Genomic DNA, 19,106 nt, shown 5'->3' on the forward strand with positions numbered 1-19,106 from the left:
GGTTCAGCCGCCGTGAAAGCCCTTCAGGATATCGTCCACCGGTTTTTCCGGGTCGATGGTGGAATCATTGGTGCGCTGCGGCGAGTCGAGCTTCTTGCTTTCCTCGGCTGCCTTGTCCAGCTTGGCCTGGGACTCGGGCGGCGGGGTGGGGTTGGAATTATTCAGATCCGACATGGCTGTCTCCTTGGTAGTGGGTGCATGCCGCACTATCGGCGCGGCGCACGTTGGGGTCAATCAGGCAAACGGACATGGTGCTGTAGGACAAATGGAAATGCATGAATCGATCGGGGCAGGGCACAGGGTAGGAGCGGAAGCGCGCATGGCGCCGCCGCGCCGGTCAGGCACGGAAAGCGCCGCATGAATCTGCTGATCGTCGAAGACAATCCGGATATCGTCGCCAACCTGTTCGCCTATTTCGAGCCGCTCGGGCACACGCTGGACATTGCGCGCAATGGCGATGCCGGACTGCAGAGCGCGTCGCGCAATACCTATGACGCGATCATCCTCGACCTCACCCTGCCTGGCATGGACGGACTGGAGCTGTGCCGCCGCCTGCGCGAGCAGTACCACGTCGCCACCCCGGTGCTGATGCTGACCGCGCGCGACACCGAACAGGACAAGCTGACCGGTTTCCAGGCCGGCGCCGACGACTATCTGGTCAAGCCCTATTCGCTGCGCGAACTCGATGCGCGCCTGAAGGCGCTGCTGCGCCGGGCGCGCAACGAACTGGTGCAGTATGTATTGCGCTTCGACGACCTGGAACTCGACACCGGCACCGGGCGGGCCATGCGGGCCGGCAAGCCGCTGGCGCTGACGCCCACCGGCTACAAGATCCTGCTGGCGCTGCTGCGGCATGCGCCGAAGCTGTTGAGCCGGGACGCGCTGGAGCGCGAGGTCTGGGGCGACCATCCTCCCGAGAGCGATGCGCTGCGCACCCACATCCATGCACTGCGGCAGGCGCTGGACAAGCCATTCGGGCGGCCGATGCTGCTCACGCGCCCCGGCGCGGGTTATCGGCTGGTGGGCCGCGATGAAGGCTGAATACACGCTGAAGCACCGGATCGCCCGGGCCATCGTGCTGCTGGCGATCGTGCTGGCGGGGTTTTACCTGCTGGCGTCCTACGTGGCGGTGGAGGTGATCGAGTCGCAGGTCGTCGGCGGCAGGATGGAGCGTATCGCCGATACCCTGATCGGCCGCCAGCTGCGGCATGAGCCGGTCGAACCGCCGCCGGACATGCGCTTCTACGTCAACGAGGACATTCCCGGGGAGTTGCTCGGCAGACCGCGCGGCCTGCATGAACTGGTGATCAACCGCCAGCAGGTGCAGGCACTGATCAAGGTCGTGGGGAGCGACCGTTTTGCGGTGGTGCAGGAAGTGGCTGAATTTGAGCAGACCGAATTCGTCATTTATTCCGCGCTTGCGATCGGCTTCATTTCCAGCATCCTGCTGGCGGTGGTGCTGGGCTATGGCACGGCGCGGCGCATGGTGACGCCGCTGACGACGCTGGCCGAGGCGGTCGGCAACGGACAGCCGGCGCCGTTGCCTTCCCTCGCGTCAAACGACGAGATCGGGGTGCTGGCGCGGGCATTGACGCGGCGCACCGACGAGCTGCAGCGCTTCCTGGAACGGGAGCGGCTGTTTGCCGGCGATGTCAGCCATGAATTGCGCACGCCGCTGACCATCATGCTGGGCGCGGCCGAACTGCTCGAAGTCCAGCTGGACGACCGGCCCAAGCAGCAGGAAATCGCGCGCCGCCTGCAGCGGGTGGCGCGCGACACTGCCGAGCGGGTCAGCGCGCTGCTGTGGCTGTCACGGGCGCCGGAGAAACTCGGCACGCCGGCGGTGGCGCTTGGGCCGCTGATCCGGCAGGAAATCGAGCGTTATCAACCCATGCTGGAGGGCAAGCCGGTAGTTTGCCGTTTCGAGGAGCAGGCCCAGGTCAGTCTCAGGGCGCGCCCCGAACTGGTGGCGATTGCGGTCGGCAACCTGGTGCGCAATGCCTGCCAGCATACCGAGCGGGGAGAGGTGCTGGTGGCGCTGCAGCCGGACGCCATCGTGATCAGCGACACCGGCCCCGGCTTGCCTGACCAGGTAGTGGCCAGGCTGTTCGAGCGCTTCGTGCATGGCGGCGCGGAATCGGCTCATGGCAACGGGATGGGCCTGTCGATTGTGAAGCGGGTGGCTGACCATCTCGGATGGACCATCCGCTACGAGCGAACGCCGGAAGGCGGCAGCCGCTTCGTGCTGAAACTGCCGCCGGCGGAACCGGAAAGCTGACCAGGCGCTGATCCGGACGCCGTCCGGCTGGTCAGGCGGATTCGCGCCAGCGGCTTAACGCGGTCTTAACAGCCGTTCTTCTATGCTGCGGCCTTTCATCTTGCTGCAGATCAACGGTGTCCAGATTCCCATTTGCAAGGCGCATTGCGCCCTCCCGGTCCGCGCCTGAAGGCGCTTCCCCCCTGCGCTCTCCCGATGCCGGCTGGTCGCTGCTGAGCAGCGAAGGGTGCATTTTGCTGACGAGCGTGTTTTTCACGCTGTTTTCGAATCACCGGCTGTGGCTGGCCTGGGCGCAGGGCCGTGACTGGAGCCAGGCGCGCAACTGGCTGCTGGCAGCTGCGCTGGGCCTGCTGCTGACCGCCCTGCACAGCTTCCTGCTCGGGCTGCTCCTGACCCGCCGCACCGTCAAGCCGGTGCTGGCCGTGCTGCTGGTTGTCACCGCGCTGGCAGCCTTCTATATGGAGCGCTATACCGTCTATTTCGACGTGAGCATGATGCGCAACATTTTCCACACGGATGTGCGGGAAGCGCGTGAATTGCTGTCACCCGGGATGCTGGTTGCGCTGGCGGTGTTCGGACTGGCGCCGGCGCTGCTGCTGTTGCGCGTCAGGGTGCGCCGCCGTCCGCTGCGCAAGGCGCTGATTTCGCGCGGATTGTTCCTTTTTTCCATGCTGGTGATTGCCGGCGGCAGCACCCTGCTGTCATTCCAGGATTTATCGGCGCTATTGCGCAACCAGAAGGAACTGCGTTATCTGATCACCCCGGCCAGCCTGCTGGTCTCCTCGGCGCGGATGGCGGCGACCGAAGGGCGGGAAGCCAAGCTGGCTCGTGCGGCGCTGGGCCAGGATGCGGTGCAGGCGGCCGCGCCGCGCGGCGCCAAGCCGCGGCTTTTGGTGCTGGTGGTGGGCGAGACGGTGCGCGCGGCCAACTGGGGCCTGAACGGCTATGCCCGCCAGACCACGCCGGAGCTGGCCGCCGCCGGCGTGATCAACTTTCCTCAGATGAAATCCTGCGGCACCAATACCGAGGTCTCCGTGCCCTGCATGTTCTCGCCCTACGGTCGCCGCAGCTATGACGAAAAGGCCATACGCGGCCACCAGTCCGTACTGCATGTGCTGGAGCATGCGGGCGTCAAGACCATCTGGCGCGACAACCAGTCCGGCTGCAAGGGCGTATGCGACGGGCTGGAGATGCAACGGCCGGGCGAGGCGCCCGGCGCTCCGTTCTGCGACGGCGAGCGCTGCTACGACGAAGTGCTGCTCAACGACATGGACCGCCTGCTGAAGGACCATCCACGCGACCTGGTGCTGGTGCTGCACCAGCTCGGCAACCACGGCCCGGCCTATTCCCAGCGTTATCCGGCCGCCTTCAGGCGCTATGAGCCGACCTGCGACCAGGCCGAGCTCGGCAAATGCAGCCGCGAGCAGATCGTCAACAGTTACGACAATGCGGTGCTGTACACCGATCATTTCCTGAGCCAGACGATACAGCGTCTGCGCGAGCAGACCAGCCATGACGCCGCCATGATGTACCTGTCCGACCACGGCGAATCGCTGGGCGAGAACGGTATTTATCTGCACGGCCTGCCGTATTCGATCGCGCCGCGGGAACAGACGGAAGTGCCGATGGTGATGTGGATGACGCCCGGCTTCGCGGCAACCGCCGGCGTCGACCCGGCCTGCCTGGCGCAGCGCGCGCAACAGCCGGCCAGCCATGACAACCTGTTTCACTCGCTGCTGGGCCTGATGTCGGTGAGCACCTCGGTCTATGACAAATCGCTCGACCTTTCCGGCGCCTGCCGTGTCCGGGCGGGAGACTGAGATGAGCCAACGCCGTTTCCTCGCCTGCCTGGCCATGCTGCTGTGCGCCGCCGTGGTCCTGGTTGTTGTCGGCCGCTACACCGAGCTCGACCTGGCGCTGGCCGACTATTACTACGATGCCGCCAGCGCCGCATTCCCCTGGCGCGACGACTGGTTCTTCGAATTCGTGATGCACCACCTGGCAAAGGCGCTGATGATCGCGGTAGGCATGGTGTCGCCGCTGGCGCTGCTGGCCGACCGGGTGCTCGGCTACACGCTGCTGTCCAGCCACGCCAGGCGCGCGATATGGGTGGTGGCGCTGTCCTCGGTCTTTATTCCCCTGGCCATCAGCGTCTCCAAGTATTTTTCCATCCATCACTGCCCGTGGAACCTCAGCCGTTATGGCGGCTTCGCGCCTTATCTGCGGATTTTCGACGCCTTGCCGGCAGGCGTTTCCGCCGGGCGCTGTTTTCCTGCCGGCCATGCGTCGAGCGCGCTGTGGATGGCGTCAGTCTGCGCTTTCTGGCTTCCTTCCAGACCGCGGCGGGCGCTGCTGGTGTTCCTGGTGGGGTTGCTGCCCGGTTTGGCGCTGGGTTGGGCGCAGCAGATGCGCGGCGCTCACTTCCTGACGCATACGCTGTGGTCGACCTGGATTGCCGCGCTGGTGATCCTGCTGCTGGCGCGCTTCCTCCTGCCGCTGCGTGGCGCCGGTGCCGGCACCGAAGCCGGCCAGGCTTGTGGACTTCCTGTGCATGAGCCGGGTGCGATTCCTGTGGACGGTGCGCGGGAAGAGTATGTGGACAGGCATGCCTGACAGATTTTGAGCAGCAAGAGAATGTCTTTGAAAAACAATGGCTTGAGATGATCAGGGTAAAGATATCCACAGCCTTGTTCACGGAATTTGTGCGTAACTTTTGCTGCTTTTCCAGGCAGCACCATGCCTGATTACTACCCGGACTGGCATGCGCGCCGGCCCCGCTCCGGCGTTTTCTCCAGTTCCGCCCCGGTCGCACATCGACCGACGCAAGGCTGCCGGCCTTCCGGCGGCGTTCCATCGGATGATCTGATCCGGACGCTGCCGAACGCCCCGGCTGGCAGCGCCGTTGTCATTCTGATCATTTGATCGTTCATCGCACCGCGTCAGTGCGCCCGCACCGCCACGGTGCCGCAAGTCAATGTTGATTCCTCCCTTTTAACGCATTTGCGCCGGCTTGCCCGGCCAAAACCCGTTCAAATCCGCTGGCACACCGCTTGCTAAACAAGGCCAAAGCAGTCTTGCTTCACGAATACGTGAACCCAACGGCGGGTTCTTTGGACAATGGTGTCCCGTGCAGTCGCCGGCAGCCCGTGCTGCGGACCGACGCGCGTTAATGGTTCGGGTGTGTGATGTTCAAATTGATCGACCGCGCGAGCGCCTGCGGCGCAACGCTCCTCATGGCCCAGGCAGTACAGCACTGTGCGATGTTGAATGGCCCGACGGCCCCTTATCTCTTTCCGGTTTCGACCGACGGTCGCGCCGCCTCCGGCCTCGCGCCGCGTTGATCCTCCCATTCCAGCACACAAGGAAAAGCTATGAAAATCGTCGTTATCGGCCACGGCATGGCGGGTCACAAGTTCCTCGAGAGCCTCGATGCGTCGGGCATCGGCCATGCCGAAGTCACGGTGCTGTGCGAGGAGCCGCGCGCGGCCTATGACCGGGTGCATCTGTCCGAATTCTTTGCCGGCAAGTCGGCGGACGACCTGTCGCTGGTGTCGCCCGGCTTCTTCGACCGCGACAACCTGCTGCTGAACCTCAACACCCGCGCCACCGCGATCGACCGCGCCGCACGCACCGTCACCGTGGCCAGCGGCGAGGTGCTGGACTATGACAAGCTCGTCATCGCCACCGGTTCGACGCCTTTCGTGCCGCCGGTGCCGGGCAGGGAGCGCCGCGACTGCTTCGTGTACCGCACCATCGAAGACCTGGAAGCGATGCTGGAATGCGGCAGCCGGGCCAAAAGCGGCGTGGTGATCGGCGGCGGCCTCTTGGGTCTGGAATGCGCCAAGGCGCTGCGCGACATGCAACTGCAGACCCACGTGGTGGAATTCGCGCCGCGCCTGATGGCGGTGCAGGTCGACGAGCTCGGCGGCCGCGTGCTCAGGAAGCGCATCGAGGAACTCGGCGTGGCGGTGCATACGCAGAAGAACACGCTGGAAATCGTCGATGGTGAGGGCGCCGCCCACCGCATGGTGTTTGCCGACGGCAGCCACCTGGAAACCGACATGATCGTATTCTCCGCCGGCATCCGGCCGCGCGACGAACTGGCGCGGCAATGCGGCCTGGAAGTCGGCCCGCGCGGCGGCATCGTGATCGACAACGGCTGCCGCACTTCCGACCCCGACATCTACGCCATCGGCGAATGCGCGCTGTGGAATGGCCAGCTGTTCGGACTGGTCGCGCCCGGCTACGAGATGGCGCGCATCGCCGCCAGGCAGCTGGCCGGCGAGGCCGCCGAGTTTGCCGGCGCCGACATGAGCACCAAGTTGAAGCTCATGGGCGTGGACGTGGCCAGCATCGGCGACGCCATGGGCAACACCGCCGGCAGCCGCGCCTACCAGTTCACCGACGAGCGCAAGCAGGTCTACAAGAAGATCGTGGTGTCGGAATGCGGTAGGCACCTGCTGGGTGCGGTGCTGGTAGGCGACGCCGCCGAATACGGCACCCTGCTGCAGATGGCGCTGAACCGGATCGAACTGCCTGAGGACCCCGAATTCCTGATCCTGCCGCAAGGCGATGGCAAGGCCAGGCCCGGTCTGGGCGTGGACGCGCTGCCCGACAGCGCCCAGATCTGCTCCTGCAACAACGTCTCCAAGGGCGACCTGTGCGCGGCGGTTGCCGCTGGCGCCACCAGCATCGGCGAACTCAAGTCCTGCACCAGGGCCGGCACCGCCTGCGGCGGCTGCGTGCCGCTGGTGACGCAGGTGATGAAGGCCGAGATGAAGAAGCAGGGCCTGGCCGTCAACAACCACCTGTGCGAGCACTTTGCCTATTCGCGCCAGGAGCTGTACCACCTGGTGCGCGTGGAGAAGATCCGGACCTTCGATGCGCTGCTGGCCAGCCACGGCCATGGCCTGGGCTGCGACATCTGCAAGCCGGTGGCGGCCAACATCCTGGCTTCCTGCTGGAACGACTTCGTGCTGAAGAAGGAGCATGCCGGCCTGCAGGACTCGAACGACTACTTTCTCGGCAACATCCAGAAGGACGGCACCTACTCGGTGGTGCCGCGCATGCCGGGCGGCGAAGTCACGCCGGACGGCCTGATCGCGGTTGGCCAGGTGGCGAAGAAATACGGCCTGTACACCAAGATCACCGGCGGCCAGCGGGTCGACATGTTCGGCGCGCGGCTGGAGCAGCTGCCGGCGATCTGGGAAGAGCTGATCGCCGCCGGCTTCGAGTCCGGCCATGCCTACGGCAAGTCGCTGCGCACCGTGAAGTCCTGCGTCGGCTCGACCTGGTGCCGCTACGGCGTCGACGACAGCGTGGGCCTGGCAATCGAACTGGAGAACCGCTACAAGGGCCTGCGGGCGCCGCACAAGATCAAGTTCGGCGTCTCCGGCTGCACCCGCGAATGCGCCGAGGCGCAGGGCAAGGATGTCGGCATCATTGCCACCGACAAGGGCTGGAACCTGTACGTCTGCGGCAACGGCGGCATGAAGCCGCGCCATGCGGAACTGATCGCCTCCGACCTGTCGAAGGCCGACCTGGTGAAATACATCGACCGCTTCCTGATGTTTTACGTCCGCACCGCGGACCGGCTGCAGCGCACCAGCGTCTGGCGCGACAACCTCGAAGGCGGCCTGGACTATCTGAAGGACGTGGTCATCAAGGACAAACTCAATATCGCCGCCGAGCTGGAAGCCGACATGCAGCACATCGTCGACACCTATGCGTGCGAGTGGAAGAACGCGGTCACCGATCCCGAGACCCGCAAGCGCTTCCGCCAGTTCGTCAACAGCGACCAGCGCGACCCGAACGTGGTGTTCGTCGAGGAGCGCGGCCAGATCCGCCCGGCCCGGCCCGACGAGCGCAAGGTTGTCATTCCCATCATTGAAGCCGCATAAGGAGCAAGCATGTCCACCCAATCCCAAGCACTGAACTGGCGTCCCGTCTGCACGCTGGACGACATCGCGCCCAACACCGGCATCTGCGCGCTGGTCAACGACCGCCATGTGGCCGTGTTCCATGTCACCGGCGAGGCCGGCACCCTGTTCGCGATCGACAACTACGATCCCAACGCGCAGGCCAGCGTGCTGTCGCGCGGCCTGATCGGCAGCCTGGGCGAGCGCATCGTGGTTGCCTCGCCGATCTACAAGCACCACTTCGACCTGCAGAGCGGCGAATGCCTGGAAGCGCCCGAGAACTCGGTCAATGCCTATGCGGTGCGGGTGGAAGACCGCGTGGTGCATGTCGCGCTGTAATCCGGACTGACTTATCCCATCAACATCCTGTACCTGCTGCAGTCTTTTAAGGAATCATCATGGCTTACCTGGCGCCCTCGGAATTTGTGACCAAAATGGTCGATGCCGGCGAATCGAAAATCTTCATGGCCACCCGCGACGCGCTGATCCGCGCCTACATGGCCGGCGCGATCCTTGCGCTGGCCGCGGTGTTCGCCGTCACGGTGTCGGTACAGACCGGCTATCCCATCATCGGCGCCATCCTGTTCCCGGTGGGCTTCTGCATGCTGTACCTGCTCGGCTTCGACCTGCTGACCGGCGTGTTCGTGCTGACTCCGCTGGCCCTGATAGACAAGCGCCCCGGGGTGACCCTGGGCGGCGTGCTGAAGAACTGGGGCATCGTCTTCATCGGCAATTTCCTGGGCGCGATCACGGTGGCGGTACTGATGGCCATCGTCTTCACCAACGGCTTCTCGACCGAGCCGAGCAAGGTCGGCCATGCGATCGGCGTGATCGGCGAGTCGCGCACCCTGGGCTACGCCAAGTTCGGCGCCGCCGGCATGCTGACGCTGTTCGTGCGCGGCATGCTGTGCAACTGGATGGTATCGACCGGCGTGGTCGGCGCGATGATTTCCACCACCGTTGGCGGCAAGGTCATCGCTATGTGGATGCCCATCATGCTGTTCTTCGGCATGGCCTTCGAGCATTCGGTGGTCAACATGTTCCTGTTTCCATCGGGCCTGCTGATGGGCGGTAACTTCTCGCTGCTTGACTACCTGATCTGGAACGAGATTCCGACCGTGCTGGGGAATCTGGTGGGGGGGCTGGCCTTTACTGGGCTGACGCTGTATGCGACGCATATCAAGACTGCGCCGAAGCGGATCGTTCGGTAAGGAAGGGGGCAATGGCCGTTGCAGTTGCAGTTGCAGTTGCAGTTGTCTTTGACGTTGCTTTTGAAGTTGCCGTTGCTTTTAAATCCCGTTGAGCGCGCCGTGTCAGCGGTGCCCGGAGCGGGAAAAGGTGCGGCGTCTGTCTGAGCCAAGCGCAGCTTGGCGAGTTTAGCCGCGCCCCGCTCCGGGTACCGCTGGCACGGGCACCCCGCGCAGCGGGGCGCGATCACCGGGTCGCCTTTTTTTGGTTACTTTTTTTGCTGGACTTTGTCCATTCAAGCGGCGTAACTGAGCGTATCAGTCAGGCGCAGAAACAAATCCGTCGGGATTTTTATCATGTCTGGTGGTTTTTCAGAGATCGCTAAATGATCGGCTTGCCACAGCCATCGCCGTACCATGGCAATGGTGTCGGAGAAGGTGGCGCACTCCTTGCGATACCAGGCTGCCTGACGAACCGTGATGACTTGTGATGTCAGCAGTTGACTTGCCAGCAACGTCACCACCGAGTACAGGCCCAGGATGGCGGGCGTAGCCCGGGCAATGGCGCGGTCAGACCATTGCCGCTGGGTTTGCACGCCCAGATGGGCACGTGCTTCTTCGAAGGTCACTTCGATCTGCCAGCGCTTGACGAACCAGTTCAGGATCTGCGGCGCACTGGCCTTCTGGTCGGTGCAGAGAAAGGCCTGGGTCTTGAGTTGCTTCATAGGGTCGCGTACCAGCACCCAGCGCAGGGGCACTGCCGGCGCGCCACCGTGGTACCACAGGGCGGTGCCGGTGGCCACGTCAAGCCGCTTGTGCGTGTGCCCGTACCAATAAGCCAGCGTGATGGCTTTCCATTGCGTATCTGCGGCATCCAGCACCTGCTGCAACTTCGGCAGTGCATGGCCGACGAGCCGTGGCCGCCCGCGCGTGCCGGGCACCCGCGCAGGCGCCGGTTCGTACAAGGCTGCATCGAGTCGCAGGCGCGTGACCATGGTCACGTCGCGCCGCACCGCGGCAAGCAGATGAAGCACCGAGAAGCTGTTGTCGGCCACAACCACGATGCGCCGATCGGGCAGCCAGCGATGCACCTGGCGCAGCATCTGACGGGCTCGGTCCGTCAGCGTGACCGGCTGGCGACGGCGGTTGGCGTAGTAGCGCGCCGAGGGCGTCAGAGCGCAACAGAAGGGCAAGGCCCAATGACGCTGTGCCCAGGGAATGGGCACCACCAGCATCAGGCAAAGCCATCGCAGGCCGCTGGTCTTGACGACATTGCTGTGGCTGGACCAGACCGGGTCGCGGTAGATGCCACGAGCGGCAATCCTGGCGCCGCGCCGGCGCTCGATGGTATCGTCCAGCGCCATGACCAGAGGGCCCAAGGGAGCGAAGGCGTCGATGAGTGCCATGAGCAAACGCCGGCTTGCCTGCAGGGTCGACCATGTGTTGCGATTGAGCACCCGATGGAAGCGTTGGAACTGTTGGTCTTCAGACAGGCCCATGACGCGCAGGATGGCCGTCACGGTGCGCGAACCCACAGCAAGGATGGCCCCCTTGATCAGGATCTGAACGGAGTGCCATACCCGCTTGGAAAACAGGGGACGGAATACTAAACTGCAATCGGTAAGCTCGGGGAACGATGGCATGATGCACCTCTCGTTGCGGAGTCGGTGCTTCATGGTAGAACTCTTCGGGCTTACCCGCTGTGGAAAAATGGACAAAGTCCAGCTTTTGGCGAAGCAAAAGAAGTAGGTCGCCTGCCGGGGCGAACACCCGGCCTGGTCATGACGACAGTGCAGTCGGCTTGTTTCACCAGGGGTAAGGCGTCACTGCGAAGCAGCAGTTGTTCTTGAAGTTGAAGTTTGAAGTTTCAATACGGACGTCAACAACAACACCGACAGTGCTGCCCGGGCGTCGCCGGGTGACGCAAGGCGATTGCACTGCCGTGGAGACAAGCCGGGAATCCGTCCCGGCGGCCGGGTCACTTTTTTTGCTTCGCCAAAAAAAGTAACCAAAAAAAGGCGACCCGGTGATCGCGCCCCGCTAGCGCGGGGTCCCCGTGCCAGCGGTACCCGGAGCGGGGCGCGGCTAAACTCGCCAAGCTGCGCTTGGCTCAGACAGACGCCGCACCTTTTCCCGCTCCGGGCACCGCTGACACGGCGCGCTCAACGGGATTTCACTGCCACTTCAAAAGCAACTGCAACTGCAACGGCAACTGTCGCTACGCGTACGTCAAGAGCAACTGCAACTGTAACTGCACGGCACCGCAACTGCACCCGCTACTGTCCCTCTTCCGCCAGGAAGCAACTTTAAACACTTCATGACGACACAATTACAGGTCACTGTCGGCCAGCATTCCGACCGCGGGCGCAAGGACATCAACCAGGACTTCCACGGCGCACAGCTGCCGCGGGACCCGCTGCTTGCCACCAAGGGCATTGCGATTGCGCTGGCGGACGGCATCAGCAGCAGCGATGTCAGCCAGATCGCCAGCCAGGCGGCAGTCACCAGCGTGCTGGAGGACTATTACTGCACTTCGGAAGCCTGGTCGGTGAAGACCTCGGTGGAGAAGGTGCTGGTGGCGACGAACTCCTGGCTGCATGCGCAGAGCCGGCAGGGCCAGCACCGCTATGACCCCGACCGCGGCTATGTCTGTACCCTGTCTGCCATGGTGATCAAGTCTGCCACCGCCTATCTGTTCCATGTGGGCGATTCGCGCATCTATCAACTGCGCGGGCGCCAGCTGGAGCAGCTGACCAGCGACCACCGGTTGTGGGTGTCGCGCGAGACCAGCTATCTGAGCCGGGCGCTGGGCATGAACCAGCAGGTCGACATCGACTTCCGCAAACTGCAGCTGGAAGCGGGCGACCTGTTCATGCTGGCCACCGACGGCGTGTATGACCATGTCGATGCCGGGTTCGTGTTCGATGCAATCGACGCCCATGCAGATGACCTCGACCTGGCGGCACGGCTGATCGTCGGGGAAGCGCTGCGCCGTGGCAGCGCCGATAACCTGACCGTGCAGCTGGTGCGCGTCGATGCGCTGCCGGCGCCGGATGCCGGCGAGACGCTGCGCAAGCTGTCCGAGCTGCCGCCGGCGCCCATGCTGGCGGCGCGCATGGAGTTCGACGGCTATACCATCCTGCGCGAAGTGCGCGCCAGCAGCCGCAGCCATATCTACCTGGCGCAGGACAAGGAGAGCGGTGAGCTGCAGATATTGAAGACGCCGTCGGTCGACCTGCAGGGCGACCCGGCCTATCTGGAAAGCCTGCTGATGGAGGAGTGGATCGCGCGCCGCATCAGCAATGCCCATGTGCTCAAGGCCAGCGCCCAGACCAGGAAGCGCAATTATCTGTACGTGGCTACCGAGTTCATCGAAGGCCAGACGCTGGCGCAATGGATGCGGGACAATCCACGGCCCGACCTGGCCACGGTGCGCGGCCTGGTCGAACAGATCGCCCGTGGCCTGCTGGCGTTTCACCGGCTGGAGATGCTGCACCAGGACCTGCGTCCCGAGAACGTGATGATCGATGCCTCGGGCACGGTGAAGATCATCGACTTCGGCTCGACCCGGGTGGCTGGCCTGACGGAAACCGCGATGCGCCTGGAACGGGCCGAGATGCCGGGCACGGCGCAGTATGCCGCGCCCGAATACTTTCTGGGCGAGCCAGGCACGCCGCGCTCGGACCTCTATTCGCTTGGCGTCATTGCCTATCAGATGCTGACCGGGCGGCTGCCCTATGGCGCGCAGGTTGCCAAGGCGACCACCCGCGCGGCGCAGCGCAGGCTGCAATACCACTCGGTGCTGGACGACCTGCGCGAGATCCCGGCCTGGGTGGACGAGACGCTGCGCCGCGCAGTACACCCGGAGCCGCAGAAGCGTTATCAGGAGTTGTCCGAATTCCTGTACGACCTGCATCATCCGAACAAGGCCTACCTGCACCGTGGCCACACGCCGCTGGTGGAGCGCAACCCGGTGCTGTTCTGGAAGGGAGTGTCGCTGGCGCTCGCATTGGCGCTGCTGTTCATGGCGGGGTTCGTGGTGATGGGCAGGATGTAAAGCCGGGCTGCGCCCTGACCGGCGACCTGCTTTTCGCGGCGACCGTGATCGGCGATGCTGTCCCTGCAGCAGGGATGGCGCATCCCCTGCCAGCCTTCCGCGAAGGAAGATGGCGCTCGCCATCGACCATGCCCATGCGCGCGTCGATGGCAGAAAGGGACTTTCTTTGCCAGCTTCAACATAAGGATGCGCCTGCGTCGGGCAAGACAAACTGGATTTTGACGCCTGTCAAGGATCGAACTTCGGCTTCAAAGCCACCAGTCCGGTGGGTTCATACACTATCGATGAACGTCTGGGGAAAAGGCCCCGGCTTCAGCGCCTGGCTGTCGTTACAGCAGCCCAGTTTTCTCATTGAACCGGCATCGGACTGGCGTCGCAGCATGCCTTGTCGTCAAACCGCATGCATGTCTGGAGTGAAAAATGGACAGAAGAACTTTCCTGAAAGCCGGCAGCCTGTTTTCGGTCGGGGCTGCGGCCGGCATGTTCGTTCCCATGCAAAAGGCCTGGGCCTTCACGCAGAGCATGCCGCTGGCGAAATTCGTTCAACCTTTGCGCCGGTTCGGCGTCGAGATACCGTTCGCAACGCCGGACGGCAAGGGCTTCGGCGGCGCCACCCACTACACCGTGACGATGGAAGAAATCAGCGACGTGCTCCATCTGGCAATGCCATCCGGCACGCGGCTATGGGCGTACACCAACGGCGCTGTCAAGAGGCACCTGGGCGCGGGCATCGTCGCGCATCGCGACGAGAAGGTGCAGGTGACGTTCATCAACAAACTGCCCGACAGGCATCTTCTTCCGGTCGATACCACCTTGCCCGGCGCCGAAATGCGCCCGAACCGGACGGCGGTCCATCTGCACGGCGGCAAGGTGCCCTGGACCAGCGATGGCGGTCCGCATTTCTGGTGGACGCCTGCTTCCGAGGGAGACAGGGCAGCGACGCGCGGCGACAGTTTCGTCGACATGGGGCCGGCACTGACCGGAAAGCCTTCGGCCGACGGCAGTGCCGAGATGTTCTATCCCAATGAGCAGAGCGCCCGCATGATGTGGTACCACGATCATGCGCTGGCCATCACGCGCCTCAATGTTTATGCTGGCCTGGCGGCGCCCTACGTGATCACCGACGACGACGAGGCTGCGCTGGCAGCCGATCACAACCTGCCGGGGCCGCTTGATCCGCGCACCATCTACCTGACTTTCCAGGACAAGGTGTTCGCGCCGGCATCGACGGCCGGATCGGCCCCGGCCTCGTCCAGCGCGGAGCCGGACGGCGGGCAGGGCGACCTGTGGTATCCGGATTCCTACGAGGCGACGCTTTCAACCCCGAGCACAAACGGCCTGGGGCTGCCCCATCCATCCGTCGTGCCGGAAATGTTCGGCGATACCATGCTGGTCAACGGCACCGTCTATCCCTTTCTCGATGTGGAGCAGCGCCAGTACCGGCTGCGCATGCTCAATGCCTGCAATGCCCGTTTCCTCAATCCCAGGCTCGTCCATGCGCAGTCGGACAAAGCGACCGAGGCCAACAGGAATGTGGCGGGACCGGGCTTTGTCCAGATTGGCAATGAATGCGGCTTCCTGCCCGCTCCCACGCTGGTAGGAGATGCGCGCGGCCTACCCTTATTGCTTGCGCCGGCCGAACGCGCGGATCTGATCGTCGACTTCAGCGCCGTGCCTGCCGGGTCGACGCTGATCCTGTACAACGATGCGCCGGCGCCCTTCCCGGGTGGCGACAGCAAGAATGACTACTTCCCGCAGAACCCGAAGACGCCGATGTCTGCCGCCGGATTCGGCCCCGACACCCGCACGCTGCTGCAGATTCGCGTCAAGGCGCACAATGGCGCGGCTGACCTGCCCGTCACGCTGCCCGCAACATTGGGTCCGGGCGCGCGCGAGCGCGAGCGCCTTATCGCCGCGCAGGTGGCGGGTGTCCCGACGCCCGCGCCGCCAGGCGTCCATGTTCGCCATCTGACACTGAATGAAGCCTTCGACGAATTCGGCCGGCTGATACAGTTTCTCGGCACCGACGAACCGGTGTCGATCGCCGGCAAGGAAGCGCAGTTCGGTCAGCCCTACGATGCCGCGCCGACCGAAATCATCAATGCCGGCACGACGGAGGTATGGGAGATTGCCAATCTGACTGCCGACACCCACCCGATCCATTTCCATCTGGTGAACGTGCAGGTGCTGAGCCGCCAGCGCTTCTCCGACAAGACGTATCCGAAGGGACAGAACATTCCCTTCGCGGGTTTTGCCGCCATCCGATACCTGGGCAAGCCTATGGCGCCGGACCCGAACGAGCTGGGATGGAAGGAAACGGTGCGGATGAATCCCGGCGAGGTCACGCGGGTGGCGATGCGCTTCGACCTTCCGGTTGTCGCGTTCCCGGTGCCGGCCAGCCCGCGCACCGGAGGCAACGAGTATGTATGGCATTGCCATATCCTCGAGCACGAGGAGCATGACATGATGCGGCCTCTGATCGTGCTTTGAACATGGCACATCGAAGCAGGCTGCACTGCCTTGCGCCGGCAGCCGGGCAATAAAAAAGCGGGCTTCCGAAGAAGCCCGCTTTTCCTTTCAACCTGGCCGTGGCCAGGACAGATCAAGCGTCAGGTGGCTGCCGCCGCTGCGTTCTCCCGCATCATCAGGCTCTTCGAGAAGCTGACATGCTTGGCCAGCACCGGGCGCAGCATCATGATGGCGAGGAAGGCGGCGGTCAGGTCCATCAGCGCCACCGTATAGAGCACGGTGGACCAGGTGCCGGTGGCTTCCATCATCAGGTTGCCGAGCGGGACGAACAGCGCGCCGATACCCTTGGCGGTGTAGAGCACGCCGTAGATCTTGCCGATGTGCTTGGTGCCGAAGGCGTCGCCGGCCAGGGCCGAGAACAGCGAGTAGACTTCGCCCCAGGCCAGGAACACCACGCCGGACAGGATCAGGAAGGCCCATGGGTTGCTGCCGAAGTAGCCCAGCGCGATGATGCCGAGGCCTTCCAGGGTGAAGGCGATCACCATCGTCTTTTCACGACCGATGTTGTCCGACACCCAGCCAAACAGCGGACGCGAGATGCCGTTCATGATGCGGTCCAGCATCAGGGCCAGCGGCAGCGCGGCCATCACGAAGAAGTGCAGGTCAACCTGGAATTCCTTGACGCCGAGGTCCTTGGCGATCACGCCCAGCTGGGCCACTGCCATCATGCCGCCGGTGACGACCAGGATGAACATCACGAACATCAGCCAGAACAGCTTGGTCGACAGCGCTTCCTTCAGGGTGTAGTCGCGGGTGGCCTGGGTCAGCTTGGACGAAGCCTTGACTTCGCTCTTGCTCGGCGAGCGCAGGAACCAGGCGGCGACGAAGGCCAGCGAGCCCTGCAGGATGCCGAAGAACAGGAAGGTGTGCTGGAAGCCCGAAGATTCGATCATGGCTGCGATCGGCAGGATGGTGGCGGCGGAGCCGGCGCCATAACCGCCGGCGGTCAGGCCCACGGCCAGGCCGCGGCGGTCCGGGAACCACTTCAGCGCATTGTTGATGCAGGTGGAGTAGATCGAGCCGACGCCGATGCCGCCCATGGCAGCGCCGACATAGAAGCCGAAGAGGCTGGTGGCCTGCGAATTGATCACCCAGGCGAAGCCGATCATCACTGCGCCGAAGGCGACCATCACACGCGGTCCGAACTTGTCGATGAAGTGGCCTTCAATCGGCGCCAGCCAGGTCTGCACCAGCACGAACAGGGTAAAGGCAATCTGGATCTCGGCACGCGCCCAGCCGAATTTGTCCTGGATCTCCGGCACGAACAGGGTCCATGCGTACTGGATATTGGCAGTGGCAATCATGCAGACCACGCCGACGATCAGCTGTATCCAGCGGGTCTTGTCGGAAGTGGCGGGAAGCGGGCGCTGCGCGTTCAGGGTAGCCTGGCTCATTTTGCGCTCCCCGTCACGCCGGATGCGGCGACTGCGAAGTGAAAGGTGTCAAACCAGCGCAGCGAGCCCGCGCCTCGAAAGGATGTTGCCTCAAGCATTTTTGTCTCCGTTAATCGTGTTGATGTTTGCTTGCTTGTCCCGGCCTTTTGCCTGCGCCGTGAACGACCATCTTTCTTATTGATTTTGATTACCTTTCTTCTAGCTCCCCAGCCCGGCGACCACCGGGTGTTGAAGCGCTGTCGGAGCGGTAGGTGAGACGATTGTGGAAGAACGGATTTTGACTATCCTTGACCGCGGTTAAGTTTTGAAAATTTGTGGTGACTGCCTGATATCACGTAAAAAGGGCTGGGAGCAGCCTTTGCGGCAGCGCGGCGCGGTGTCTTAACCGGCAGTTGGGATGCGATGGGGACGCAAAGGTCATCGTGCAATCGGCCGCAGCCGTATGGACCGATGCGGGCGCTTCAGGAAAAGGCGTAGACATCCATCGCCAGCACGCCATATTCGTAACTGGCATGCAGCCGCTGCACGCTGGCGCTGTCGCCGCCGGCGCCCATGGCCACGTACAGCGGCATCAAGTGTTCCTCGCTCGGATGGTTGCGCGCGGCATGCGGCGCCTGGCGGCGGTAGTCCAGCAGCGCGGCGCGCTGGTTCTGCGCCAGCATCGACTGCATCCAGTCGCCGAATTCGCTGACCCAGCCCGGCACCGGCGCGTCGATGCCCTGGCCGCGAAACTCATGCAGGTTGTGCGTCAGCGAGCCGGAGCCGATCACCAGCACGCCCTCGTCGCGCAATGCGCTGATTGCCGTGCCCAGCGCCAGGTGCGCGGCAGGCGTGCCGCCGCGCAGCACCGACAGCTGCGTGACCGGTATGTCGGCCTGCGGATACATCAGGCGCAGCGGCACCCAGGCGCCGTGGTCAAGGCCACGGTCGGGGCTGCGGCTGACGGCCTGTCCGCCTTGTTCCAGCAGCGTTGCCACCCGTTCGGCGACCCCGGGCGCGCCCGGCGCCGGGTACTGGATGGCAAACAGCGCTGGCGGAAAGCCGCCGAAGTCATGGATGGTTTGCGGCTGCGGCGCCAGGCTGACAGCCGGCCCGCCGCTGGTCTCCCAATGCGCCGACGCCACCACGATGGCTTTCGGACGCGGCAGCGTGTTGCCCAGGTCAAGCAGGAAGCGGCGGGCCGGGCTGTCTTCGATGGCCAGCATGGGCGAGCCATGGGAAATGAACAGGGCGGGCAGGTTGGGCATGACGTCCTCCAGTGGGTGGTTGCCGGGATGGCGCAGCGGCGCGGCTGGTGCCGCCGCGCCGCGCGTCCGATCGCATCAGCATAATGCTTCGCGCATGGCGAAGGAAGCGCGCCGGCCGTGCCGGTGCGCTGGAGCTTGCTGTGGATTTCAGAACTGTGCCTGGAGAGCGCCATGAGCGGCCATCCGGGGCGCTGCAGCGCCTCGCCGATACCGGTTACTGCTTCGTTGCCGCAGGTGCGGTGCGCCCTGGCTGGAAAGTCAATGCCTTCGTACTGCGCGCATCCGGCCGGCGCCGGCAACGCCCAGGCCGAAGCGCGTGACGGCCTCTAGCCGGCCGTGAAGTACAGCAGGGCGGGAACCAGCAGGGCGCCGATCAGGCCCGCCCGCATCAGCACATGGGAACGCCTGATCCGGGTGTAGCGGGAATACCTGTCTTTCTGTGAAGCGTTGTACACGATGAATTCGCTATAAATAATTGATCAAGCTCACAGTGTGC

The 19,106-nt window shown here is 64.0% G+C and carries 14 protein-coding genes; 9 read left to right on the forward strand and 5 right to left on the reverse strand.

Features of this window, described 5'->3' with window-relative positions; genetic code table 11:
- Nucleotides 1–3: 3 nt before the first annotated feature.
- A complete protein-coding gene (locus tag ABC383_RS20460) occupies nucleotides 4–174 on the reverse strand; it encodes a hypothetical protein (protein WP_194712543.1) in 171 nt (56 codons plus the stop codon).
- Between the two features lie 183 nt (nucleotides 175–357).
- Here ABC383_RS20460 and ABC383_RS20465 point away from each other — a divergent pair, with 183 nt between their 5' ends.
- The 7 genes from ABC383_RS20465 (at nucleotide 358) to ABC383_RS20495 (ending at nucleotide 9,407) form a co-directional block, all read left to right on the forward strand.
- Complete coding sequence (locus ABC383_RS20465) at nucleotides 358–1,041, forward strand: response regulator transcription factor (RefSeq protein ID WP_413016691.1); 684 nt, start codon at nucleotides 358–360, stop codon at nucleotides 1,039–1,041.
- Nucleotides 1,031–2,278, forward strand: coding sequence for a sensor histidine kinase (locus ABC383_RS20470; protein ID WP_413016693.1), 1,248 nt, complete (start codon nucleotides 1,031–1,033; stop codon nucleotides 2,276–2,278). Before ABC383_RS20465 ends, ABC383_RS20470 begins: the two co-directional genes overlap by 11 nt.
- Nucleotides 2,279–2,394: 116 nt before the next feature.
- Nucleotides 2,395–4,098, forward strand: coding sequence for a phosphoethanolamine transferase (locus tag ABC383_RS20475; RefSeq protein ID WP_413016695.1), 1,704 nt, complete (start codon nucleotides 2,395–2,397; stop codon nucleotides 4,096–4,098).
- A gap of 1 nt (nucleotide 4,099) precedes the next feature.
- Nucleotides 4,100–4,891: a phosphatase PAP2 family protein gene (locus ABC383_RS20480; protein ID WP_413016697.1), complete on the forward strand. Its 792-nt coding sequence runs from the start codon at nucleotides 4,100–4,102 to the stop codon at nucleotides 4,889–4,891.
- 758 nt (nucleotides 4,892–5,649) lie between these two features.
- Nucleotides 5,650–8,178 (forward strand): nitrite reductase large subunit NirB, encoded by a 2,529-nt coding sequence (gene nirB / locus ABC383_RS20485; RefSeq protein ID WP_413016699.1) that lies wholly within the window; start codon nucleotides 5,650–5,652, stop codon nucleotides 8,176–8,178.
- A gap of 9 nt (nucleotides 8,179–8,187) precedes the next feature.
- On the forward strand, nucleotides 8,188–8,535 hold the full coding sequence (nirD, locus tag ABC383_RS20490; protein WP_413016701.1) for a nitrite reductase small subunit NirD: 348 nt from the start codon (nucleotides 8,188–8,190) through the stop codon (nucleotides 8,533–8,535).
- Between the two features lie 59 nt (nucleotides 8,536–8,594).
- Nucleotides 8,595–9,407: a formate/nitrite transporter family protein gene (locus ABC383_RS20495; RefSeq protein ID WP_413016703.1), complete on the forward strand. Its 813-nt coding sequence runs from the start codon at nucleotides 8,595–8,597 to the stop codon at nucleotides 9,405–9,407.
- A gap of 272 nt (nucleotides 9,408–9,679) precedes the next feature.
- Here ABC383_RS20495 and ABC383_RS20500 read toward each other — a convergent pair whose 3' ends face one another.
- Nucleotides 9,680–11,059, reverse strand: a complete 1,380-nt coding sequence (locus tag ABC383_RS20500) for an IS701 family transposase (RefSeq protein ID WP_413012379.1) — start codon at nucleotides 11,057–11,059, stop codon at nucleotides 9,680–9,682.
- Between the two features lie 641 nt (nucleotides 11,060–11,700).
- Here ABC383_RS20500 and ABC383_RS20505 point away from each other — a divergent pair.
- A complete protein-coding gene (locus ABC383_RS20505; protein WP_413016705.1) occupies nucleotides 11,701–13,440 on the forward strand; it encodes a bifunctional protein-serine/threonine kinase/phosphatase in 1,740 nt (579 codons plus the stop codon).
- A gap of 420 nt (nucleotides 13,441–13,860) precedes the next feature.
- Nucleotides 13,861–15,930 carry a multicopper oxidase family protein gene (locus ABC383_RS20510; RefSeq protein ID WP_413016707.1) on the forward strand — a complete coding sequence of 690 codons (2,070 nt, stop codon included), beginning with the start codon at nucleotides 13,861–13,863 and terminating at the stop codon, nucleotides 15,928–15,930.
- Nucleotides 15,931–16,049: 119 nt separating this feature from the next.
- Here the strand turns inward: ABC383_RS20510 and oxlT are convergent, their stop codons facing one another.
- From oxlT to ABC383_RS20525, 3 genes are all read right to left on the reverse strand, one after another.
- Nucleotides 16,050–17,363, reverse strand: coding sequence for an oxalate/formate MFS antiporter (gene oxlT, locus ABC383_RS20515; protein WP_413016708.1), 1,314 nt, complete (start codon nucleotides 17,361–17,363; stop codon nucleotides 16,050–16,052).
- A gap of 461 nt (nucleotides 17,364–17,824) precedes the next feature.
- Nucleotides 17,825–18,610 (reverse strand): DODA-type extradiol aromatic ring-opening family dioxygenase, encoded by a 786-nt coding sequence (locus tag ABC383_RS20520; protein ID WP_413016710.1) that lies wholly within the window; start codon nucleotides 18,608–18,610, stop codon nucleotides 17,825–17,827.
- A 326-nt stretch (nucleotides 18,611–18,936) separates the two neighbouring features.
- Entirely contained in the window at nucleotides 18,937–19,065 is a 129-nt protein-coding gene (locus ABC383_RS20525; protein WP_413016712.1) for a hypothetical protein, read from the reverse strand.
- Nucleotides 19,066–19,106 lie beyond the last annotated feature (41 nt).

The organism is Noviherbaspirillum phoenicis, from assembly GCF_047237965.1.
GTDB lineage: Bacteria > Pseudomonadota > Gammaproteobacteria > Burkholderiales > Burkholderiaceae_D > Noviherbaspirillum_A.

Bases quoted from the DNA above. Each gene is read 5' to 3' on its own strand.
- ABC383_RS20460 (WP_194712543.1), bottom strand. From the start codon at position 174: ATGTCGGATCTGAATAATTCCAACCCCACCCCGCCGCCCGAGTCCCAG.
- ABC383_RS20465 (WP_413016691.1), top strand. From the start codon at position 358: ATGAATCTGCTGATCGTCGAAGACAATCCGGATATCGTCGCCAACCTG.
- ABC383_RS20470 (WP_413016693.1), top strand. From the start codon at position 1,031: ATGAAGGCTGAATACACGCTGAAGCACCGGATCGCCCGGGCCATCGTG.
- ABC383_RS20480 (WP_413016697.1), top strand. From the start codon at position 4,100: ATGAGCCAACGCCGTTTCCTCGCCTGCCTGGCCATGCTGCTGTGCGCC.
- nirB (WP_413016699.1), top strand. From the start codon at position 5,650: ATGAAAATCGTCGTTATCGGCCACGGCATGGCGGGTCACAAGTTCCTC.
- nirD (WP_413016701.1), top strand. From the start codon at position 8,188: ATGTCCACCCAATCCCAAGCACTGAACTGGCGTCCCGTCTGCACGCTG.
- ABC383_RS20495 (WP_413016703.1), top strand. From the start codon at position 8,595: ATGGCTTACCTGGCGCCCTCGGAATTTGTGACCAAAATGGTCGATGCC.
- ABC383_RS20500 (WP_413012379.1), bottom strand. From the start codon at position 11,059: ATGAAGCACCGACTCCGCAACGAGAGGTGCATCATGCCATCGTTCCCC.
- ABC383_RS20505 (WP_413016705.1), top strand. From the start codon at position 11,701: ATGACGACACAATTACAGGTCACTGTCGGCCAGCATTCCGACCGCGGG.
- ABC383_RS20510 (WP_413016707.1), top strand. From the start codon at position 13,861: ATGGACAGAAGAACTTTCCTGAAAGCCGGCAGCCTGTTTTCGGTCGGG.
- oxlT (WP_413016708.1), bottom strand. From the start codon at position 17,363: ATGAGCCAGGCTACCCTGAACGCGCAGCGCCCGCTTCCCGCCACTTCC.
- ABC383_RS20520 (WP_413016710.1), bottom strand. From the start codon at position 18,610: ATGCCCAACCTGCCCGCCCTGTTCATTTCCCATGGCTCGCCCATGCTG.